An 18864-nucleotide genomic window follows, 5' to 3' on the forward strand; every position below is an offset into this window, starting at 1 on the left:
TTCCAGTTATCAAACTGCATTCTGGGTGGTCGCCCGCCGGCCGAGTCGTGCACTTGTAGTGCCGAATCGTTGAGTCCCAAACGTGTCGACCTCGCTGGAGCCGCATCGCATCGGCGCCCTCTGCCGGAGGCGCTAGACGAAGTTGCCCGAAAAATGCCTCTTACGACCGTGGCTACGCGCCGATGAATTTCAGGCGTCGTCAGCTGACCGGTTTCGTTGCGTGGACCATGCGACCGATGCGTGGACCATGCGACCTAATCAATCAGGCCCCATTCGACTGCTGAAACTCAATGTTGCTGAAAACGCGTTGATCATGATTTAGATGATAACTATCATCTGAACAACACGTCACGGAGTGCCCCGTCATGAGGAGATCGAAACTTGAAACTGCTGAGACCCGCCGTCGAATCGTCGATGTTGCGGCTCGCGCGTTCAGGGCGAACGGCATCCAGACGACAGGTTTGGCGGATCTGATGGCTGACGCGGGACTCTCGCACGGTGGTTTTTATCGGCATTTCGAGTCCAAAGACCATTTAATCGCACAAGCGTGCGAAGCCGCGCTAACCGAGATCATCGGCAAGCTCGAAGCGGCCGCGGGCGAGCGCACCGGCGCTAAAGCTTTCAAGGCCATCGTCGAGGCTTACGTGTCGACGTCCCACCGCGACGCACCGGCAGACGGTTGCCCGCTCGCGGGCATGGGCAGCGAGCTCGCGCGCGCCGACGGACAAACGCGGGCAGTTGCCGCGCGCGGGTTCGACGGTCTCGTCGACAGTCTGGCAAGTCGGTCCGGGCGTCGGCACCATGCAGCAGCAAGGTCCGAAGCGATCTTCGCTCTCTCGGCGATGATCGGCGCTCTCACCATGGCGCGTATCGTTGAAGACCCTGACGAGTCCGCGGCAATTCTTCAGACGGTCCAAGAACGCCTCATCAAGATGTAGGTGGTGTGCAAGCCTGAAACTGAGTGCATTGCGCGCGCATCTAGATGTGCATATGCACTTTATGGTTTCGAAACGATTTTTCGATGGCGGCGAGATCTGGTAGCCCCGCACTCGCGACGAGTGCTCACATCGTTAGACTGGAGAGTTCATCATGCAGCAACGTAAATATCTGATCACTGGCGCCACAGGCAAGACAGGCGTCCACACCATTCGTCATCTGTTGAACGACGGGCATGCTGTCCGAGCCTTAGTACACCAGGAAGACGAACGCAGTGCAGCGCTTCGTGCCCAGGGCGCCGAAGTCGTCGTCGGCGATCTGCTCGAGCATGACGATGTGCTCCGCGCAATGGACGGCGTGACTGGCGCATACCTGTGCTATCCGGTGCGGCCGGGCTTCATCGAGGCGACAGCGTATTTCGCGGACGCGGCACGGCGTGCGGGGGTGGAAGTCCTCGCAGAAATGTCGCAAATCTCCGCGCGGGAAGACTCGAAGAGTCACGCGGCGCGCAATCATTGGATCGCAGAACGGGTTCTCGACTGGTCGGGCGTGCCAACGGTTCACATCCGACCAACGTTCTTCTCGGAATGGCTGATCTTCCCATGGGTGCTCGATACCATCGTCAACGAAGGGAGAATTACCCTTCCTTACGGAAACGGACGCCATGCACCGATTGCCGCGGAAGACCAGGCGCGTTTCATCGCTACCGTACTGACAAATCCTTCCGGCCATATTGGCAATACCTACGAACTGTGCGGTCCGATCGAACTCGACCATCAGGGCATCGCGGATGAAATCGGCAAGGTTCTCGACCGGGAAATTGTTTATAACCCAGCGACGCTCGACGAATATCGCGAACACCTGCAAAAGTACGGTCTTCCGGAGTTTATGATCCAGCACTTCATTGAGGTTGCCATCGACTACCAGAACGGTGTCTTCGCGGGCAAAGACGGCATCATCGAGCAAGTCACCGGACAGGCGCCGCAAACCGTTGAAGAGTTTGTCCGCGCCAACCGGCAGCTTTTCGAAGGCTGATGGGCGGCGGCCGGCTTGCTTCCGATGCTTTGTCACCGCTTCATATCGGCAAGTCACCTACGCCCCTGATTGCCTGCGGCAGGGTACGATAAACAGCATCGGCAGCAAGTCATCTACGATCGCCTTCGCCGTCGTCGTGTCAGGTACGAGGAAATCAAGACGTCTTATGTCGTCTCTCCTTCAATCAGGCATTCCCCAACGGGAGGCTTCGGGGCCTGGACGGCCACGATGATCGGCGTCGACGACCCGAATACACGACTCGAGCGCTTTCGTGGCGCCATACGCGACGGCCAGCTCCTGATCATGGCCGACGTGCCTGGATCGCGCGAACAGGAGATCGAGCAGATGGTCGCGCAGCATTTTCCGAAGGCCGATCTCGAAGGTGCGGAGCCCACGACCCCGATCTTCCCCTGAGAAGCAGTCGAGACGAGCGGGGGGCGGCAGGGTGCTGGTCTTCGCGTTCGCATGGCTATGGGGGTCTCGGCAGGTGCCTGGCTGGCGAACTGAAACATGCGGTACTGACCGCATCCCGGGCCGAGTGCGCGCGAACTACAGGTATGGCCAACATCAGGAAACCCTATGGTAGCTGCGGTCGCTCATCGCACTCTGCACCGAACTTCAGCCAAATCAGTTCGCGCCGACCTGGCGCATTTCGTCGCCTCGAGCCCGATCCGTCGATCGGCGCTACAGGGCCGCGATGAACTCGTTCCACGGCGTCGCCTGTAGGGTCTCGGTAGCGGCGTGTCCATAGCCGCGGATAATTAAAACCGCCAGCTCGAGCTGCTTCAGATCGTTCGACTCGACAACGTCCAGGACGTCGAAGCGCCCGAGCGTCAGATAGCTGTCCTTCCAGGTCACGGCAGGGCATTCGGTCCTGATCTTTTCGGCCACTGTGGCGGCGAGCTGCTTCAGTTCACTGGGATCCGTGAATGCGTCAGGAGCGAGACGGCTCAGGATGACGTAGGTAGCCATGGCATACCTCCGAGCAAAGAATTGGCCCGCTATCGGGCACGACAGTCCGAAGGAAACAAGCGGCCGCGCGTCAAGCAGAAGCGTTGCGGTGCGTCTTGAAGCGCAGGTGTAGAAGTGCGACCAGCCCCGGCGGGTTGGACCGGGGCTCCCTGCCAGGTCAGTGCAGTTGTCGCTTCAGGTCGGAAAGTTCAGAATGCATTGAACTGACGGTATCCACGATTCCGTCGGCCAGACCACTGGCCTGTTGGCAAGCGCGTTCCGCACGATCACCGATCCGTTCGAGATCATCCACGCACTGCCGGATGCGATCCTCATCCTTGGACGACATGATCTTCTTCGCCGATTTGCATTCCTTTTCGAGCTCATCCATCCAGTTCATCAAGTGCTTAGGAATGGTCGCGTCGGCGTGCAAGGTACGTGATGCCTCGCTGACGGTTTGCTGAAGATGAGTAAAACGCTTTTGGATTTCACTGGCTTGCAACATGATGCCCCCCTTTCTTGAACATCAGATCCAGAGGAATTCAGGCAGCAGATGAGGGTGTGTTGCCCGTGCCATCGCCATTCGCCTGATGCAGTCGGCGGCCAGCGATGTTGCATTGCGTCACGGCGGCACCTGGGCACGCGAAAGACGCATTTCCAGTGTAGGTCACAACCGGTCGCCTGCAGCGGTCCGCACAGTGCCCGACGAAATCAGCGTGACAGCCGACGAGCAGCGCACGACGTGACATAGGCGCTTGCTGTGTGAAGATCCAGTAAGCCTAACACAGGTTTCGACGAAACGAGTGCTGCGTTCGCGACTGCGACTGAGGTGCCGCTGCGACATCAGCGCATGAAGGACGCCGTCACGTGAACGGAAAATTCAGCTACAAACCGTGCCGCGTTCGCGCCCCAAAGCCTCGCTAGTCACGGTACCCTGATTCGATCGCGGAAGGCATGGCCAGCATTTACAAAGGAATCCTCTTCATTCGGGCAACCTGTAGGGCATCCGACACGCATCGGCGTGCGTGTCTTTGCTGCTACCAGGATAATCTGAGCCGGTCAATGTCAATTATCGCCATTGATGTATGAGTTTTGCCGACCCTTCACGGCCGTTGGGGCCGCAGCGGTTGAACAGTCGCACTGGCACCAGGCAACGGAGGTTCGCGACCGCATAGAGGGAAATAACCTGTCATCCGCGCGGGCTACCGCTTTAATCGTTCCTGCAGGAACTCAATGAAGCGCTGCGTTTTCGCGGGCAGCAACCGGGTTTCGGTGATGGCATAGACGGGCGTCGGCGTGCCGTGCCATGCCCGCATGATGGCGGCGCAGCCTCCCGCTGGCCAGTTCATCCGAGACGATTTCCTCTGGCATCAGGATGATGCCATGTCGAGCGTCGACAGCCTGCGGATCATGCCAACCCTGTTGAGCGCGAACCTGCCACCCACAGGTACAGTGGCGGTTCGCTTCCCGTCGTGCAACGTCCATGACCCGGCCTTCAGAATACTCAGGCACTCACCCATTCCCGCCGGCCGAGTGGCCGAACATCCAACGGCAGCCAACAAGGAGGTCCGGCCATCTGCGCCGGCTTCCAGTTGGCCTAGCTCGTCGCGTCACGATGCGCGGCCTTGCTCGACGAAACTGCTCCATATCATGGAAACCTTGCCTCTTTGCTCGGAGAGTTTCGCTCGCGCACGACCGAGTGGCTGATGCCGCGTGCATTGCGAACGGTCAAAGTCATACAAAACAAAGGCTTACAAGACGATTTGTGGTAGCACTCCGCTTCTGAAAGTCGCGCGCCACGGGAGAGCAGATTTATCGGGGTTTATACCTGAGTCCACAATACGGAATTCTTTGTTTTCGACGCCGTTGAAAACAAATGTGGCGGCTCTATAGTGGAACTCACGTAAGAACGTGACCGACCAAGCCGACACACCGTTACATTCCCGGCCCCAATCTCAAGGTTGCGGTCAGAAATTGCCCAATCAAACTCCCTTGTAATGAGGATTCCAAATGAGTACCCAGGATCAAAACGTGGTTCTGATCACCGGCGCCGGAATCGGGATCGGACGAGCCACCGCGAAGGCATTCGGTGCGTTGAACTACAGGGTGATCGTCACCGACGTTCTACAGGCAGAAGGAGAAGCGGTAACGGCGGAGATTCGGTTAGCCGGGGGACGGGCTGAATTCCATCCGCTTAAACGAGAAGTGGGATCTCACGATGGATATTGACCTGAAAGGCGTCTTCCGCATCATTCGTGCAGCGCTGCCGGGCATGAAGCAGAAGAAATCAGGGAGCATCGTTGCTGTGTCGTCCATCATGGGCATCGCCTACGGATGGGATGAACATGCACACTACTCGGCGGCAAAAGCGGGTGTAGTCGGTCTGGTGCGTGGCCTTGCCTTCGAACTAGGACGTCACGGGATCCGCGTCAACGGCCTCGCGCCCGGGTTTATTCGTACCGCGCAGGCGCTGTCTGAGCAGCACTCGAAAGGAGAATCGGGCCTCAATGCTGTGTCGGCATCAGTTCCGCTCGGCCGTGTCGGTGAGCCGGAAGACATGGCGGATGTCATTACGTTCATGGTTTCGGACAAAGCCCGGTATCTCACCGGACAGACGATTATGGTCGATGGCGGCTTGGCCATCCAAAGCCATTAATCAATTCAACCGCTCATAATCACGTTTGGAGGAAATCATGAGCACCCTAACTGGTAAGACGGCTTTGGTAACAGGCGCTGCGCGCGGAATCGGGCAAGCCATCGCCCTGGCCTTCGCGAAGGAAGGCGCAGACGTCGCCGTACTTGATCGCCTAAAGGTAGACGCAGAGCACACCGCAGCACGTATTCGCGACCTCGGGGTGAGAGGCGTTGCTGTCTCCGCCGATGTTGGCGAAGAGTCGCAGGTGAACGCTGCGGTCGATACCGCAATCGCCGCGCTCGGCCGCATTGACATTCTGGTCAACAACGCGGGTATCGAGTCCGCATCGCTCGTCGCCGATATGCCCACGGATATGTGGGACAGAATGATGCTGATTAACCTGCGCAGTGTCTTCCTATGTACGCGAGCTGTCCTTCCTGGTATGCGCCAGCGCGAGCACGGCCGAATCATCAACATCAGCTCTCAGCTTGCACATAAAGGTGCGAAGGAACTTGCCCACTATGCCGCAGCGAAGGCTGGCGTAATTGGCTTTACCCGCTCGCTCGCGTATGAGGTGGCTGACCAGGGAATCACTGCGAACGCGATCTGTCCTGGACCGGTCGACACGGAACTGTTCCGCAGTCTTCCCGAAACGTTCCGACGCGCCAAGCTCGCGGAATTGCCGATCGGACGAGCAGCTTCCGTCGACGAAATCGCGCCTGCTGCCGTATTGCTTGCTTCCGAAGCCGGATCCTACTTCCTCGGCGCCACCATCAATCCAAATGGCGGCGACTACATGATCTGACCGCTGGCCGTAGCTCAGGCGCTATCTGCGCTGTAGCTAAGCCCACTCACCAATCCAAATGAATGACCAAACATGTTATTCAGTTGTCCTTCTTTAAACTGAATACAGGATTATTTATGCCGTGAGGCTAAGGATTAGTTCAAAATGGCCAAGTTCAAAAGCCCAAATGACTTTCGGGTCGATTCGATACTGCCGAGTGATGTAAAGCGAGCCACCGTCGTCGCTTTCTTCGCGTGGGTATTCGCAGTCTATGATTTCATCCTGTTTGGCACGCTCCTTCCAGAAATTGGAGCCCACTACAAGTGGGACGCTGCGGAGCAAGCCGAAATAGCAACCTTGGTTGCCGCCGGAACCGCGCTGATCGCGTTTGTAATCGGACCGATTCTCGATAAGGCGGGACGCAAGAACAGCCTCCTGTTCACCGTCGCCGGCGCTGCAGTCTGCTCCGGGCTCACTGTGGTTGGCGGATCTCTCGGGCGCTGGCCCCTGATTCTTATTCGCTCGCTCTCTGGTCTCGGGTATGCGGAAGAGACGGTCAATGCGACGTATTTGAACGAACTTTACACTGCGGCCAACGACGCGCGACTGAACAAGCGCAAGGGCTTCATCTATAGCCTGGTACAGGGTGGATGGCCGATCGGAGCGCTCGTCGCCGCTGGCCTCACGGCTTTGCTGTTGCCGAGGGTAGGCTGGCAAGGCTGCTTCGTCTTCGCGACTTTCCCTGCAATAGTCATTTTCTTCATGACGCGACGTTTGAAGGAGAGCCCGCAGTTCCTGGTGCACAAGCACGTGAAGCATCTTCGTGACTGTGGTGAGGAAGAAGCTGCCCGCAAGATCGCAGCGCGTCACGGAATTGACTACGAGCAACATTCCTCGGCTGGTATCTGGGCGGCCTTCCGCGGCGAGTCGCTCCGTCCAACGCTGGTTCTCGGCGGCGGCTTTCTCTTGAACTGGTCCGCGATCCAGGTCTTCGGCGTACTCGGCACGACGGTTTTGACGCAAGTCCACAACGTTTCGTTCGAGAACTCGCTGCTGATTCTCGTCCTGTCGAACGTGGTCGGGTACATCGGTTACCTTTCGCACGGCTTCATTGGCGACAAGATTGGCCGGCGAAACACTCTGGCGCTGGGATGGATGCTTGGCGGCTTCGCGTTCGCGGGGATGCTGTATGGCCCGCACGACCTCTACGTCGTGGTCGGTCTCTACAGCCTCGGCCTGTTCTTCCTGAACGGCCCGTACGCCGCTGCCCTGTTCTTCATCGGCGAAAGCTATCCGACCGCAATTCGTGGCACTGGCAGCGCAATTGTCCATGCGATGGGGCCGATTGGCGCAATTTTGGCCGGCCTTGGTATTACGGCGGCGCTTAGCTCGGGAAGCGACTGGCTCCACGCAGGCCTGTTCTTCGGCGCGGTTCCCTGCTTCCTCTCCGGTTTGCTGATCTTCGCGACGCGTCACGTTGATCCGGAAGAGCATACCTGGAGCGAGGCAGTGCCCGAACCGAGCCTGGTGGAGGCGCAGGAAAGCGGCCGCTATGGCGTTGTAATCGAATAAACCAGATCGACCTCAACGGCAGGCGCGCGAGACCTAACAACCGTGCGCCTGCATTTGCCCCCCGCTACAAGACTCCGCCGCCCGTGACGAGTCACCCAGCCGATACAACTCCCATCTGCCACATCCCCACATTGTCCGGAACTGATGGCGATGGTCTCACTGGGCCGAGTGCTTCGGGCCAGCCAGACCACCTACCTGGACCAAACGTCGTTCAAATTAGACGCGTCCGCGCAAATCCGTGGTGTCGAGGTTAGCCTGGTGCACGAGGTTCTGGATGACGCGCGACTCAGTGCGGAGAAGTGAAACGAGTTCTTGCTGCCGGGCCTGCGACAAGCTGCCTGCAAGTGCGGTTACGCTAAGCGCGGCGAGTGGAGCGCCACCGCTGTCCCGAATCACGGTGCCCACTCCGCTGAGACCGGGGATCAGACTGCTGTCGTGCGTTGCGTACCCGACGTCCTGACAATGCTTCACGATCTTGAGCAATGATGGCACCGACAACCCGCCATAGGTGAAGAGTCGCTTTGCGTTTGCATGGCAAATACGGGAAATCTCGTCATCCGGGAGAAGCATTAGCAGCGCGAGACTGCCTGCGCCCACCCCCAGCGGTCGATGCACGCCGATCTGTATGGCAGGTACAGTCACGGGTCCGCCGCCCTCAACTCTCGCGATCGAAATGGCGTCCGAGCCGCTACGAATGGTCAAGAACGCGACGTCCCCGGTCGACTGGGCGAGCCGCTTCAACGACGGCTCACAGATCGCCTGCAATTTGAACTGCGTTGCAGCAGTCAGGCCGAGTTCGTACAAGCCGTGGCCGAGCAAATACCGGCGCGTTTGCGGGTGCTGCATGACCAGCCCTTCCCTCACCAGACAACTCAAGATCCGGTGGATCGTCGGGCGCTCCAGCTTCAGTTGAGTGGCCAGGTCCGATAAGCGCAACCCGTGCACGCTGAATGATGCGATCTCTCGCAAGATCCGAGCTGCGCGTTCGATGCTCTGTGTTCCCGAACCTTTGCTCGTCGCTGACGATTGGCTCTCGCTTTCAATATCCATGTCGTAACGTGCCCACCAAAGTGATTATCCTACACCCTAATAGTCCGCATGGCGGACTCATTTTTGCGGGCGCCCCGTTGTTCCAGGAGATTTGGGAGGTTATGGTTGTATCGAAGGGACAGCATTGATTAAGCGGAGATTTGAGGGCATGCCAGAGAGCGCTACCCAATGCCTGACGACCGCGAGACGGGTGGTTATCTTTAGCCGTTGTCCGTATTGCGGATTTGTCGTGCAGCAGGTGCTCACCGCTACGCCTACCACCCGGTTCACTTCGAGAAACAGATATTAAGGAGACTTACCATGCCGCAACGAATCGTAGACCTGACGTTGACCCTGGCGGACAACATGCCCGCACACAAGCTTTTTCAGCGGCCAATCATTGCGCCTCACCTCACTCATGAGAAGTCGCTCTCGTTGGGCCTGGGCGTGCCGGAGGACCCGATGACCTTCGCAACGACCTTCATCAGCACCTTGGATCACATCGCAACGCACGTCGACGCTTTTTATCACACGAACCCGAAGGGCCAACCAGTCGACGAGATGCCTCTGTCGATGTTCATGGGGAAAGCGGTCTGCCTGGACATGACGCACATCCCTGATCTTGGTGACATCGACGTCAGAGATCTTGAAGAAGGTGAGGAGAAGGCAGGGGTGAAGATTGACGGCCACATTGTGCTGATGAATACCGGTCTTCACAAGCGACACTATCCAGACCTGAAGGTCGTATGGAGCAACCCAGGTCTTACCGCTGAAGCAACCCATTGGCTTGCGGATCGCGGCTCCAGGTTGCATGGAGTGGAGGGGCCGTCCACGGACAAACCGTCGCATAACCTGTTTCCAAGCCATCGCGTATGTCGCGACCGGGGAATTACTCATTACGAATGGCTGGTCAATCTCGAGGAACTGGTCGGTAAAGGTGAGTTCATGTTCTACGGGCCGCCGCTTAAGATCCAAAACGGAAGCGGCTCGCCTGTCCGCGCCTGGGCTGTCCTCAACGACTGACCTTGTCAGCTGGTGTACCCAGCAACCCGGCGGGAATCGGATACGGGTTCCCGGCCGCACCTCCACGCAATCGAGCAGGCCACACCATGAACGCCTCCGCTGACAACGATCAACGCATCCCCATCACGCTTCTTACAGGTTTTCTCGGCGCAGGAAAAACCACCTTGGTGAACCGCATCCTGTCGAACCCCGACTCCAAAAAAATCGCGGTCATCGTGAACGAGTTCGGGGAAATCGGCATCGACGGTGACCTGATCAGCCGCGCGTCAGAGGACATGCTGGAGCTGAGTAACGGATGCATTTGTTGTTCCAGCAAGGATGACCTCATGGAGTCGCTGTACAAGCTATATATGCGAAAAGCGGGACTTGCTGAGCCCAACATTCAGTTCGATCGCGTGCTTATCGAGACCACAGGGGTTGCAAATCCTCTGCCGCTTGCGCAAGCTTTCTACACGGATATGTCGCTGAATCTTACATACCGCCTGGACGCCATCGTGACGCTGGTCGATCTAAGGCATGTGGAAGGTCAGCTGGAGAACGCGCCAGAGGCTGAGCGGCAAATTGCACTTGCAGACAAGATCATATTCAATAAGCGTGACCTGGTTGATAGCGACCAATACCACTCCGCAGTCTCGCTGGTACAGGCACTGAATCCGATCGCAGCAAAGACTACTGTCCTTTTCGGCGACGTGCCTGCCGCCGAATTGCTCGACCTCGGCTTATTTGATCCGAGCACACAGGAACAATCAGTCACGGACTGGATCGGTATGGGGAGTGAATCGGAAGGCACGTCCGAGAGCGAGCCCTGTACCTTGTGCGCTTCTGGGAAACATCACCACTGCCACGAGCAACCACATCCCCATGCTGATGTGTCGTCCGTAAGTTTTCGTGAGCCTGATGCAGTTGATCACGAAAAGTTTCTCGCATTTTTGACACAACTGACACAGACCTACGGTACGAATCTTTATCGAGTCAAGGGGTTGATCAAGTTCTCTGGCGCGGACCGTCCCATCATCTTGCAGGGTGTCCAGAATGTCTTCAGCCCCCTTACGTACGCGGAAGCGTGGCCTCGAGGCCTATCAGAGACTCGCCTCGTCGTAATCGGAAAGCACCTCGAACGGGATGGGATCATTGCAGGTTTTAGGGCCTGCATCGCAAATAACCCCGACGTCGTGAAGCACGGCGTGGTCATGGTCTAGGTAAGAAGGTTTTTGAGAATGTACTCATTCGATTTCACCACCGCGCTCGACATGCGCGATGCAATCGCGAAGAAGCGGATCTCGCCTGTCGAGCTGTTGAAGGATGTTTATGAGCGCATCGACGCGCTTGAGCCACGGTTAAACTGCTTCACAACGTTCACGCCGGAACTTGCCTTCGAAAGCGCTCGACGCGCTGAACAGGCCGTCATGAGAGGTGAGTCGCTCAGGCCGCTGCACGGACTCCCGGTCTCGGTGAAGGATCTAATCGCTGTCGGCGAGGTTTGTCAAACCTTTGGTTCGAGGGTAATGGCAGAGAATGTCGCCGGCGGCGACGCTCCTTCAGTTGAGCGGATAAAGGCGGCTGGAGCCTGTATCGTTGGCAAGACGACAACCAGCGAGTTCGGGTGCAAAGCCGTTGGAGACTCGCCCCTCACGGGGATTACCCGAAACCCCTGGGATCTGACCAGGACTCCCGGAGGCTCCAGCTGTGGCGCCGCATCGAGCGTCGCTGCCGGCATTACTCCGTTTGCCTTGGGTACGGACGGCGGCGGCTCGATTCGCACCCCCGCTTCATTTTGCGGAGTTTTCGGAATCAAGCCTCAGTTTGCGCGTGTACCGGTGTTTCCTGTGTCGGCAACGCCCACATTAGGCCATGTCGGCCCCCTTGCCAGAACCGTTCGGGACGCAGCGTTGCTGCTGTCTGTCATTGCCGGCGGAGACCCCCGCGATCCGTTTTCGCAGCAGGGTGCAGTTCCGGATTTCCTGGGCGCGTGCCAACAACCCGTGGAAGGTATGCGCATCGCGTGGAGTCCAACTCTTGGCTACGCAAGGGCTGACGCCGAAGTAGAGAAAATTGCCGAAACCGCGGTCCGCACGTTCGAGGATATGGGTTGTGAAGTAGTCCTTCTAGAGACTGGAATCGGAGAAGACCCGGCTGACATATGGACGGCAGAATTCTATGCCGGGGTAGGAACGCGTTTGCATGGCACGCTTCTTGAGTCCCGAGAACTACTGGACAAAGCAGTAGCCGGTGTGCTCGACAACGCTCTTGAACAGAGCCTGTTGCAGTATTACGGACGTGTTTTCGAGCGCTACGAATTCCGCGAAAGGGTTCGAACCGTATTTGAACCTTTCGACCTTCTGCTGTCACCTACTGTTCCCATACCGGCGTTCGACATTGGCATTGACGTCCCCGGACAGTCGCAGGGACGGAACCTTTGCACGTGGCAGTACTACACCTATCCGTTCAACCTGACCGGTCAGCCCGCTGCGTCAATCCCAGTCGGCTTTACAGCCAGTGGCCTTCCCGTAGGGCTGCAAATGGTCGCCAAAACCGGCTGTGAGACGGAAATTTTCCGCGCGGCCGCTGCGTTCGAGAGCGCTCGCCCCTGGCTTCACAAAGCACCACCAATAAACGGGGGAACGGACCGGGAATATACAAGAACAGGATCGTGTCAGCGACTTTGAGGAGATAGAGCTCGGATCGGATTGAAGTGCAGTTCTTGGGCCTGCGAGGATCAAGATCGACGACTCTGATGACATGAGCCGGATGACTAGCTTCGCAACCTCTTTGGACTCAGACCTAATTGCCGATACGAGCGCCTGCTGGCCGTCGTCGATCCCGCACTTAAGCGCTGACGAATGATCTGGCAGCATGCGAAAATTCGTGCACAAAGTGTGCTGATAGATGTACAACTTTCTCTAATTGGTATTGACGTCGCATGCAGGCCTATCTCGCAGTCGCGCTGGTGTTCATGATCAACATGGCAGGCACGACGCTACCGACGGCGATCTATCATGATTACCAGACCGCCTTCGGCTTTAGTCCGGCGACCATCACAGTGATCTTCGCGTGCTATGCGGTCGGCGCGCTCGGCGCGTTGCTGACGATAGGAAACTGGTCCGATCAGCTGGGTCGCAACCGCATGCTCATGACCGGTCTCGCGGCATCCGCCGTCTCCGCGCCGCACTCCGCGTTGGCGAATGTTGGACACGCAGACACGCATTCAGATTCATCCACATCTATCCAGATCAACGCTGTCCCAGCGGACAGAATCTCGGAGACGATCCAACCATAGATTCCTTCGATTACACAACGATCTTCGGCGGTTGCGGCTCGTGCCATCGCGATCACATCTTCTCGCTTGCGGGCGGTGTTGTAACCACTTGGCTCCCAGTTGAACAGGTCAAGACCAACCCAGTTGTCACCGTGCGAAGCGGCGAGCTGCTCGGAGAGCCAGCCTTTACCAGAGCCCGAATTTCCAATTACCAAGGTCCTGGCCGGATTCATACCCGATGGCTCACTATGTTTTGTGCTTGGAGGATTTTCTTCTAAGGCACAGCTGGCTCTTAAGGGGGCATTGCGTGATGCGGCCCCATCCTTGATCTTCGCGCCCGATATCGGCTACTGGGACGTTTTTCCGGGTCATCGAGAACGATTTCAATTCATGTCCGGCTTACGCCAGTAGAATATTAGGACCATGACTTGCGCGTTAGTTCTGGCGACGGACCTTATTGCTATTCAGCCGTCGAGCGGTTGATGGACGATGGACCGATGACAGCGGTGGAGAGAAACAACGTCCAGCTTCGCGAATCGAATGACCGTTTGCTGGGGGGCGGATTCAACCGGTCGATGCAATAGTTTGGTTAAACCGCTCGGCTGGCGTTCCGTAGTTCAGTGTCTTCCTCGGACGTTCATTGAGGCGTCTTGCCACAGCATTGAGTTTGGCCTGTGAATACACTGACAGGTCGGTACCTTTCGGGAAGTACTGCCTCAACAGTCCATTCGTGTTCTCGTTCGACCCACGCTGCCAGGGATGTTGGGGGTCGCAGAAGTAGACGGCAATGTCAGTGGCAATAGTAAAGCGTTTGTGGCTGGTCATCTCCGTGCCGCGATCACAGGTTAGCGATTTGGAGAGTTCCTGCGGCAATTTGCAGGCATGTTTGATGAGCGCATTGGCAACCACCTCGCTGTCCTTGCTGGTCGCGTTGATTGTGACTTCACTCATTGGACGCTTGCGATCGCGCGCGCCCGGGAACACGTATAAACCATTGCCGGTCAACGCCTTGAGTTCCCGCAAGATAGCGACGGCCTGTGCAGCGAGCGGTACAAGATGAGCCGTATCAGTTTTCGTCACCGCATAGCGCCATTCGGCGCGGTCCAGATTTATGTGACTCCATTCTGCCTTACGAAGCTCGCCAGGCCGGACGAACAGCATCGGAGAGCAAGTCTGAGCGCGCAGAAAACCGGAAATGTGCCGCTAAAGCCGTCGAACGCGCGCAGCATTTCACCTACTTTGTCCGGTTCAATGATCGACGCGAAGTGGGTTGTTTGCGCGGGTGGAATAGCCCCAACAAGATCGCGGGCTGGGTCCGACTTGCAGAAGTTCTCTTTGATCGCATATCGAAAGACTCGGCTAATTTCTCCGCGCAAGCGATGGGCGGTATAGCGCGCGCCGCGGCTATCGACGCGTTTCAGAGTCTCAAGAATCTCTGGGGCATCAATCTCGGAAATGGGACGTTTGCCGAGCCACGGGAACGCATCGTTCTTGAAACGCGCGAGCGTGTTCTCACGCTGGCGAGGTTCTACGTAGGATTTACGTTCTTGCATCCATGCCAATGCAATCGCTTCAAACGTATTGCCTGCTGCGAGTCGGGCTGCACGCTTATCAGCCTTTTTACCGCAGTTGGGTCCATGCCCGCAGCTAGTCTCGCACGGACCTCGTCGCGGTTCTTCCGTGCCGCAGCCAATGACACATCCGGATAAACGCCGAGAGCGAGTGTTTTGTCCTTGCCCGCGAACCGGTAATTCATACGCCAGTATTTGGCGCCAGACTTGTCCAGCTGGAGGTACATGCGACCACCATCGGACAACCGATTGCCGGCGCCCTCTGGGTTGTAACGTGCGGTCCGCACCTGTGTGTCGGTGAGCGGCATGGTGGTATCTCCTGCAGTATCACAGCAGAAATTCAGCCGATACCACCAAAAATGCCACCAATTGCGCTGGTTGTCCCAGCACTTCACCGCACAATGCAGGAAACAAAAAAACCCGCGAAGCCTTGTGCTGTCGCGGGTTTCCGTATTTCTCCGGAACTTGCCGGAATATACTTTGGTGCCCAGGGCGGGATTTGAACCCACACGCCTTTCGGCGCTACCCCCTCAAGATAGTGCGTCTACCAATTTCGCCACCTGGGCAGAGGGGCGCCATTGTATCAGCTAAAAATTTTTTTTGAAGCCCCTCGCGTGATTTTGTTCGGCGGCTGAGATACCGGAGGAAGAAACGATGTGGTCTCACGCAGTAACGCACCCCGGCGACCGATTCAAGCGCTGCCCGTCGTCTCGCAACAGCTAGTAAGGTTTGACGTTTGTGGGCCGCTACTCCGGGGAATGCGGCAAATGGTGGGCCGCTATGCTCGCACGCTGATGCGCTGAAAGAGCGCTCTCCACTGCGAACACACCATGTCACCACGACGCACACATTCTTCGCGACTTCGGTATCGTCTTCTTCTCGCGTCGCTGCTGACGTCGCTATCCATGCTGCAGGGTTGCGCAACGACGGCGGAAAATCTTGCTGTAGGTTTTGGTCTCGGCGCAGTCGGCACCGTGTCGGCATTAGGCTGCCTGCTGGCCTGCGAGATGGCCAATCCGCACTGGTGAAAGGCCGCACGGCATGCAACGGGCGGTTAGTATTCCAATCTCGACATCGTTGACTAACGAAACGGAGCCCGTATGCCACAAGACCGCCTCCACCTGTACACCGACACCCAATTCGCGAGCCCCTACGCGATGTCCGTCTTCGTGACGCTGCGCGAGAAGCGCTTGCCGTTCGACCTTTCGACCATCGATCTCGCGAGCAAAGCAAATCTCGCCGCCGACTACGCGGCCCTTTCAATGACGCAGCGCGTGCCGACGCTGATACACGAAGACTTTGCGCTATCGGAGTCCTCGGCGATCACCGAGTACCTCGAAGACACTTTCCCGGACACTCCGGTCTATCCGCAAGATCGGCGTCTGCGCGCACGAGCGCGCCAGGTGCAAGCCTGGCTGCGCAGCGATCTGCTGCCGATTCGCGAAGAGCGTTCCACCGAAGTCATTTTCTACGGATCGAGCGGCGGCCCGCTTTCGTCGCGCGCACAGGAAGCGGCTCAAAAACTCTTCGCCGCCGCCGATGCATTGCTTCCAGCCAATTCGCCAAATCTGTTCGGCGAGTGGTGCATCGCCGATATGGACCTCGCATTGATGCTCAATCGCCTCGTGCTGAATGGGGATCTCGTTCCGCACAAGCTCAAGGACTACGCCACACAACAATGGCAGCGCGCTAGCGTGCAGCAGTGGGTCCAACTGGAGCGTCCAGCGCTATAACCCGATCGGCGTGGCTGCATGCCACGCCGAAAAACCGTCAATAGAAGTGGCAAAGACCAGCAACATATCTGAATAGAGAAGCACTAAAAGATGCAGTAAAAGCGAATATTACATTCGCGTTTTATCAGACCGTCGCTGCTCCGCCATTGCCCGATTTCGCGCCCGCTCCCTTTGCTGCCTGACGCGCAGGATGCTGACAACAATCAGCACGATCGCAAGCAATGACAATTCGATGATTGCGGGAATTCGAATGGGATCATGAAACATGGCGGGCCTCCGTCACATGATTTCATCATAGTATGCTGGGCAGGCCGCGCCTGAAGTATTGCGCCGCACCATTGCAATCTTATCGCCGCCAATACATCAGCGCTTATCCCGCTGGCAAAAAAGAGTGCGAGCGACAAATTGAAAACATTCTGTCACGCAAAACTTACACGAGTCAGATAGCCGTCCCTAAACAGCTTATTTGCGCTAGAGTACACAAGCGATCAGTTGGATCGTGAGCCGTCCCGACATTTCAAAGGTGTTATCTGTCACGCTTTTGCTTGCGTGTACTAAAGAAGCACCTGGACTCGTTGAAGACATCGCGCCATGCCATATTTTCCTGTCGCCTACTGTGGTCCCGCGGCTGTCCCCGAGAGCTTGTGGTTGCGCTGGAATACCGATCCGCCATTGCTGGTCGCGCTCGCGGCGTTCGCATGGGTCGTGGCCAGCGGCCGCTCGGCGAATGCACGGGCGGGATGGGGCGCCGTCGCGCTGATGGCCCTCGTGTTCGTGTCGCCGCTTTGCGCGTTGTCCTCGGCATTGTTCTCCGCGCGCGTCACTCATCACGTCATGTTGATCGCTGCAGTAGCTCCACTGCTCACCCTTGCGTTTCCGTTGCCGCGCCTCGCGTATTCGCCGCTTGTACCCGTGGTCGCAGCGCATGCCGTGATCATCTGGCTGTGGCATGCACCGGGGCCCTATGCGTGGGGACTGTCGAGCGTACCCGGCTACTGGCTGATGCAGGTCACTTTGCTTGGCAGTGCATGGCTCATGTGGCGCAGCATCTTCTCGCCGTCGCTGCCGACCGGCCCCGCGCTGATGGCGCTGGTCGCGACGATCGGCCATATGGGTTTGCTCGGCGCGTTGATCGTGTTCGCGCCGGTGCCGCTCTACGTCGCGCACTTCGCGACCACCGCCGCGTGGGGACTTACGCCGCTCGCCGACCAGCAACTCGCCGGGCTGTTGATGTGGGTACTGGCGATGATCCCTTATCTCGCGGCAGGACTTTGGCTCGTCTGGTCAAGCCTGCGCGTCAGAGAGCCCGCGCTGTGACGACCCTTCTGAAGTTCGTTCATCTGGCCGCGATCGCGATCTGGTCGGGTGGTTTGCTCGTGCTGCCGTATCTGTTCTGGCAGCGTCGCGGGCTCGCGGCCGGCAGCGAGCTCGACCGGCTGCATCGCATCACGCGTCTCGTGTTCGTGGAACTGACTTCGCCCGCCGCTTTCGTCGCGATTGCGAGCGGCACCGCGCTGATTTTTCTGCAGGCCACCTTCGTCGAATGGTTCACCGCGAAGATGGTGTTCGTCGGCATCATGGCGATGCTGCACGTACTGGCCGGCCTCGTACTGCACGATCTGTATCTGCCCGACGGCCGCTTCAGCCGTGCCTCGGCGATCGCGCTGACCATCGCTTATCTGGTTGTGATCGTCGCGATCATCTGGATCGTGCTGGCCAAGCCCCACATCGACTCGAACCTGCTGGCCCCGCATCTGTTCGAGCCCGGCGGACTTGGCCGATGGCTGCATCACTCCTTTGGCGAAACGAGAATCCCCACGCCATGATCGAACACGAGCTTGCCCCCATGCCAGCCGGCGAAGCCCGTCATTACCGAGCTGAGCACCGACAGCAAGAGCCCATGCGGCAGGATCTCATCGGGGTAGTAAAGACGCACACCCCAGTTCGCTCCCGCGAGCGCGACGAGCGTCATCGCGGCGACCGCATGCGACCAGCTTGCTTCCTTCAGGCGGATGCCGCGCACCAGCAGCAGTTCCGCGGTACCGACCACGCTCGCGGCCACGCCGCTCCAGAACGCGAAGCCGGCGGCCCACAAGCCGGCGCGAACCCAGAACGGGTCGCCCGTCCACCAGTAGATCACGTCGACGCCCAACGTCGCGACGACGAACGCGATCGGGAAATGCACCATCATCACGTGAATCGGATGACCGACGAGCGCCACCGCCGAGCCCTTGTCGAGCCGCAACAGCTCAAGCATCACTTCGCTTCGCGTCTCATTTCCAGGATTACGTTTGTTTGCCATGGTGGTGTGCCCTCGCATCGAATGTCTGGTGCTGCAA

At 58.0% G+C, this 18864-nt stretch carries 18 protein-coding genes, 1 tRNA gene and 4 pseudogenes; 14 read left to right on the forward strand and 9 right to left on the reverse strand.

Features of this window, described 5'->3' with window-relative positions; translation table 11 throughout:
• Positions 1–365 precede the first annotated feature (365 nt).
• The 3 genes and pseudogenes from AB3X94_RS03680 to AB3X94_RS03690 form a co-directional block, all read left to right on the forward strand.
• Positions 366–938, forward strand: coding sequence for a TetR/AcrR family transcriptional regulator (locus AB3X94_RS03680; protein WP_176106864.1), 573 nt, complete (start codon positions 366–368; stop codon positions 936–938).
• A 151-nt stretch (positions 939–1089) separates the two neighbouring features.
• On the forward strand, positions 1090–1971 hold the full coding sequence (locus tag AB3X94_RS03685; RefSeq protein ID WP_176106865.1) for an NmrA family NAD(P)-binding protein: 882 nt from the start codon (positions 1090–1092) through the stop codon (positions 1969–1971).
• Between the two features lie 204 nt (positions 1972–2175).
• Positions 2176–2385: pseudogene (locus AB3X94_RS03690) on the forward strand (DUF1269 domain-containing protein); the annotation flags it as partial.
• Positions 2386–2655: 270 nt separating this feature from the next.
• Here the strand turns inward: AB3X94_RS03690 and AB3X94_RS03695 are convergent.
• From AB3X94_RS03695 to AB3X94_RS03705, 3 genes and pseudogenes are all read right to left on the reverse strand, one after another.
• Positions 2656–2943: a GYD domain-containing protein gene (locus AB3X94_RS03695; RefSeq protein ID WP_176106867.1), complete on the reverse strand. Its 288-nt coding sequence runs from the start codon at positions 2941–2943 to the stop codon at positions 2656–2658.
• A 157-nt stretch (positions 2944–3100) separates the two neighbouring features.
• On the reverse strand, positions 3101–3427 hold the full coding sequence (locus AB3X94_RS03700; protein ID WP_176110485.1) for a hypothetical protein: 327 nt from the start codon (positions 3425–3427) through the stop codon (positions 3101–3103).
• Positions 3428–4124: 697 nt separating this feature from the next.
• Positions 4125–4454 (reverse strand): annotated as a pseudogene (locus AB3X94_RS03705) (LysR substrate-binding domain-containing protein); the annotation flags it as partial.
• 478 nt (positions 4455–4932) lie between these two features.
• On the opposite strand from AB3X94_RS03705, the gene AB3X94_RS03710 reads away from it, so the two are divergent.
• The 4 genes from AB3X94_RS03710 to AB3X94_RS03725 all read left to right on the forward strand — a co-directional run bounded on the left by AB3X94_RS03710 (position 4933) and on the right by AB3X94_RS03725 (position 7913).
• Entirely contained in the window at positions 4933–5151 is a 219-nt protein-coding gene (locus AB3X94_RS03710; RefSeq protein ID WP_217709884.1) for an SDR family NAD(P)-dependent oxidoreductase, read from the forward strand.
• Positions 5141–5578, forward strand: coding sequence for an SDR family NAD(P)-dependent oxidoreductase (locus AB3X94_RS03715; RefSeq protein WP_217709885.1), 438 nt, complete (start codon positions 5141–5143; stop codon positions 5576–5578). The genes AB3X94_RS03710 and AB3X94_RS03715 overlap by 11 nt, the downstream gene beginning before the upstream one ends.
• Positions 5579–5615: 37 nt before the next feature.
• On the forward strand, positions 5616–6362 hold the full coding sequence (locus AB3X94_RS03720; protein WP_176106868.1) for an SDR family NAD(P)-dependent oxidoreductase: 747 nt from the start codon (positions 5616–5618) through the stop codon (positions 6360–6362).
• A gap of 144 nt (positions 6363–6506) precedes the next feature.
• Positions 6507–7913: an MFS transporter gene (locus AB3X94_RS03725; protein WP_368610807.1), complete on the forward strand. Its 1407-nt coding sequence runs from the start codon at positions 6507–6509 to the stop codon at positions 7911–7913.
• Between the two features lie 216 nt (positions 7914–8129).
• On the opposite strand, the gene AB3X94_RS03730 is transcribed toward AB3X94_RS03725, so the two are convergent.
• The gene (locus AB3X94_RS03730) at positions 8130–8963 is read right to left on the reverse strand and encodes an IclR family transcriptional regulator (RefSeq protein WP_368610808.1); all 834 of its coding nucleotides are present in this window, start codon (positions 8961–8963) and stop codon (positions 8130–8132) included.
• A 300-nt stretch (positions 8964–9263) separates the two neighbouring features.
• Here AB3X94_RS03730 and AB3X94_RS03735 point away from each other — a divergent pair, with 300 nt between their 5' ends.
• The 4 genes from AB3X94_RS03735 (at position 9264) to AB3X94_RS03750 (ending at position 13242) form a co-directional block, all read left to right on the forward strand.
• A complete protein-coding gene (locus AB3X94_RS03735; RefSeq protein WP_176106871.1) occupies positions 9264–9965 on the forward strand; it encodes a cyclase family protein in 702 nt (233 codons plus the stop codon).
• Positions 9966–10051: 86 nt separating this feature from the next.
• A complete protein-coding gene (locus AB3X94_RS03740) occupies positions 10052–11164 on the forward strand; it encodes a GTP-binding protein (protein WP_368610809.1) in 1113 nt (370 codons plus the stop codon).
• A gap of 18 nt (positions 11165–11182) precedes the next feature.
• Positions 11183–12631, forward strand: coding sequence for an amidase (locus tag AB3X94_RS03745; protein ID WP_368610810.1), 1449 nt, complete (start codon positions 11183–11185; stop codon positions 12629–12631).
• A gap of 254 nt (positions 12632–12885) precedes the next feature.
• Entirely contained in the window at positions 12886–13242 is a 357-nt protein-coding gene (locus AB3X94_RS03750) for an MFS transporter (protein WP_368610811.1), read from the forward strand.
• Positions 13243–13785: 543 nt separating this feature from the next.
• Here AB3X94_RS03750 and AB3X94_RS03755 read toward each other — a convergent pair.
• The 3 genes and pseudogenes from AB3X94_RS03755 to AB3X94_RS03765 form a co-directional block, all read right to left on the reverse strand.
• Positions 13786–14136 (reverse strand): annotated as a pseudogene (locus tag AB3X94_RS03755) (IS30 family transposase); the annotation flags it as partial.
• 12 nt (positions 14137–14148) lie between these two features.
• Positions 14149–15100, reverse strand: a pseudogene (locus tag AB3X94_RS03760) (tyrosine-type recombinase/integrase); the annotation flags it as partial.
• A gap of 173 nt (positions 15101–15273) precedes the next feature.
• Positions 15274–15358: transfer RNA gene (locus tag AB3X94_RS03765), tRNA-Leu, on the reverse strand.
• A gap of 534 nt (positions 15359–15892) precedes the next feature.
• Here AB3X94_RS03765 and yfcF point away from each other — a divergent pair.
• Positions 15893–16525: a glutathione transferase gene (gene yfcF, locus AB3X94_RS03770; RefSeq protein ID WP_368610812.1), complete on the forward strand. Its 633-nt coding sequence runs from the start codon at positions 15893–15895 to the stop codon at positions 16523–16525.
• Positions 16526–16633: 108 nt separating this feature from the next.
• Here the strand turns inward: yfcF and AB3X94_RS03775 are convergent, their stop codons facing one another.
• Positions 16634–16792, reverse strand: a complete 159-nt coding sequence (locus tag AB3X94_RS03775; RefSeq protein ID WP_176106876.1) for a hypothetical protein — start codon at positions 16790–16792, stop codon at positions 16634–16636.
• A gap of 324 nt (positions 16793–17116) precedes the next feature.
• Here AB3X94_RS03775 and AB3X94_RS03780 point away from each other — a divergent pair, with 324 nt between their 5' ends.
• Both AB3X94_RS03780 and AB3X94_RS03785 read left to right on the forward strand, forming a co-directional pair.
• Positions 17117–17842, forward strand: coding sequence for a cytochrome c oxidase assembly protein (locus AB3X94_RS03780; protein WP_368610813.1), 726 nt, complete (start codon positions 17117–17119; stop codon positions 17840–17842).
• Positions 17839–18351, forward strand: coding sequence for a CopD family protein (locus AB3X94_RS03785; protein WP_176106877.1), 513 nt, complete (start codon positions 17839–17841; stop codon positions 18349–18351). Before AB3X94_RS03780 ends, AB3X94_RS03785 begins: the two co-directional genes overlap by 4 nt.
• Here the strand turns inward: AB3X94_RS03785 and AB3X94_RS03790 are convergent.
• A complete protein-coding gene (locus AB3X94_RS03790; protein ID WP_246391955.1) occupies positions 18315–18782 on the reverse strand; it encodes a DUF2231 domain-containing protein in 468 nt (155 codons plus the stop codon). The two genes, AB3X94_RS03785 and AB3X94_RS03790, sit on opposite strands and share 37 nt — an antisense overlap.
• Positions 18783–18864: the final 82 nt, after the last annotated feature.

This window comes from Paraburkholderia sp. BR10923 (assembly GCF_040948765.1).
GTDB lineage: Bacteria > Pseudomonadota > Gammaproteobacteria > Burkholderiales > Burkholderiaceae > Paraburkholderia > Paraburkholderia youngii.

Coding starts and splice junctions, on each gene's coding strand:
- AB3X94_RS03680 (WP_176106864.1), top strand. CDS start 366: ATGAGGAGATCGAAACTTGAAACTGCTGAGACCCGCCGTCGAATCGTC.
- AB3X94_RS03685 (WP_176106865.1), top strand. CDS start 1,090: ATGCAGCAACGTAAATATCTGATCACTGGCGCCACAGGCAAGACAGGC.
- AB3X94_RS03695 (WP_176106867.1), bottom strand. CDS start 2,943: ATGGCTACCTACGTCATCCTGAGCCGTCTCGCTCCTGACGCATTCACG.
- AB3X94_RS03700 (WP_176110485.1), bottom strand. CDS start 3,427: ATGTTGCAAGCCAGTGAAATCCAAAAGCGTTTTACTCATCTTCAGCAA.
- AB3X94_RS03710 (WP_217709884.1), top strand. CDS start 4,933: ATGAGTACCCAGGATCAAAACGTGGTTCTGATCACCGGCGCCGGAATC.
- AB3X94_RS03715 (WP_217709885.1), top strand. CDS start 5,141: ATGGATATTGACCTGAAAGGCGTCTTCCGCATCATTCGTGCAGCGCTG.
- AB3X94_RS03720 (WP_176106868.1), top strand. CDS start 5,616: ATGAGCACCCTAACTGGTAAGACGGCTTTGGTAACAGGCGCTGCGCGC.
- AB3X94_RS03725 (WP_368610807.1), top strand. CDS start 6,507: ATGGCCAAGTTCAAAAGCCCAAATGACTTTCGGGTCGATTCGATACTG.
- AB3X94_RS03730 (WP_368610808.1), bottom strand. CDS start 8,963: ATGGATATTGAAAGCGAGAGCCAATCGTCAGCGACGAGCAAAGGTTCG.
- AB3X94_RS03735 (WP_176106871.1), top strand. CDS start 9,264: ATGCCGCAACGAATCGTAGACCTGACGTTGACCCTGGCGGACAACATG.
- AB3X94_RS03740 (WP_368610809.1), top strand. CDS start 10,052: ATGAACGCCTCCGCTGACAACGATCAACGCATCCCCATCACGCTTCTT.
- AB3X94_RS03745 (WP_368610810.1), top strand. CDS start 11,183: ATGTACTCATTCGATTTCACCACCGCGCTCGACATGCGCGATGCAATC.
- AB3X94_RS03750 (WP_368610811.1), top strand. CDS start 12,886: ATGCAGGCCTATCTCGCAGTCGCGCTGGTGTTCATGATCAACATGGCA.
- yfcF (WP_368610812.1), top strand. CDS start 15,893: ATGCCACAAGACCGCCTCCACCTGTACACCGACACCCAATTCGCGAGC.
- AB3X94_RS03775 (WP_176106876.1), bottom strand. CDS start 16,792: ATGTTTCATGATCCCATTCGAATTCCCGCAATCATCGAATTGTCATTG.
- AB3X94_RS03780 (WP_368610813.1), top strand. CDS start 17,117: ATGCCATATTTTCCTGTCGCCTACTGTGGTCCCGCGGCTGTCCCCGAG.
- AB3X94_RS03790 (WP_246391955.1), bottom strand. CDS start 18,782: ATGCTTGAGCTGTTGCGGCTCGACAAGGGCTCGGCGGTGGCGCTCGTC.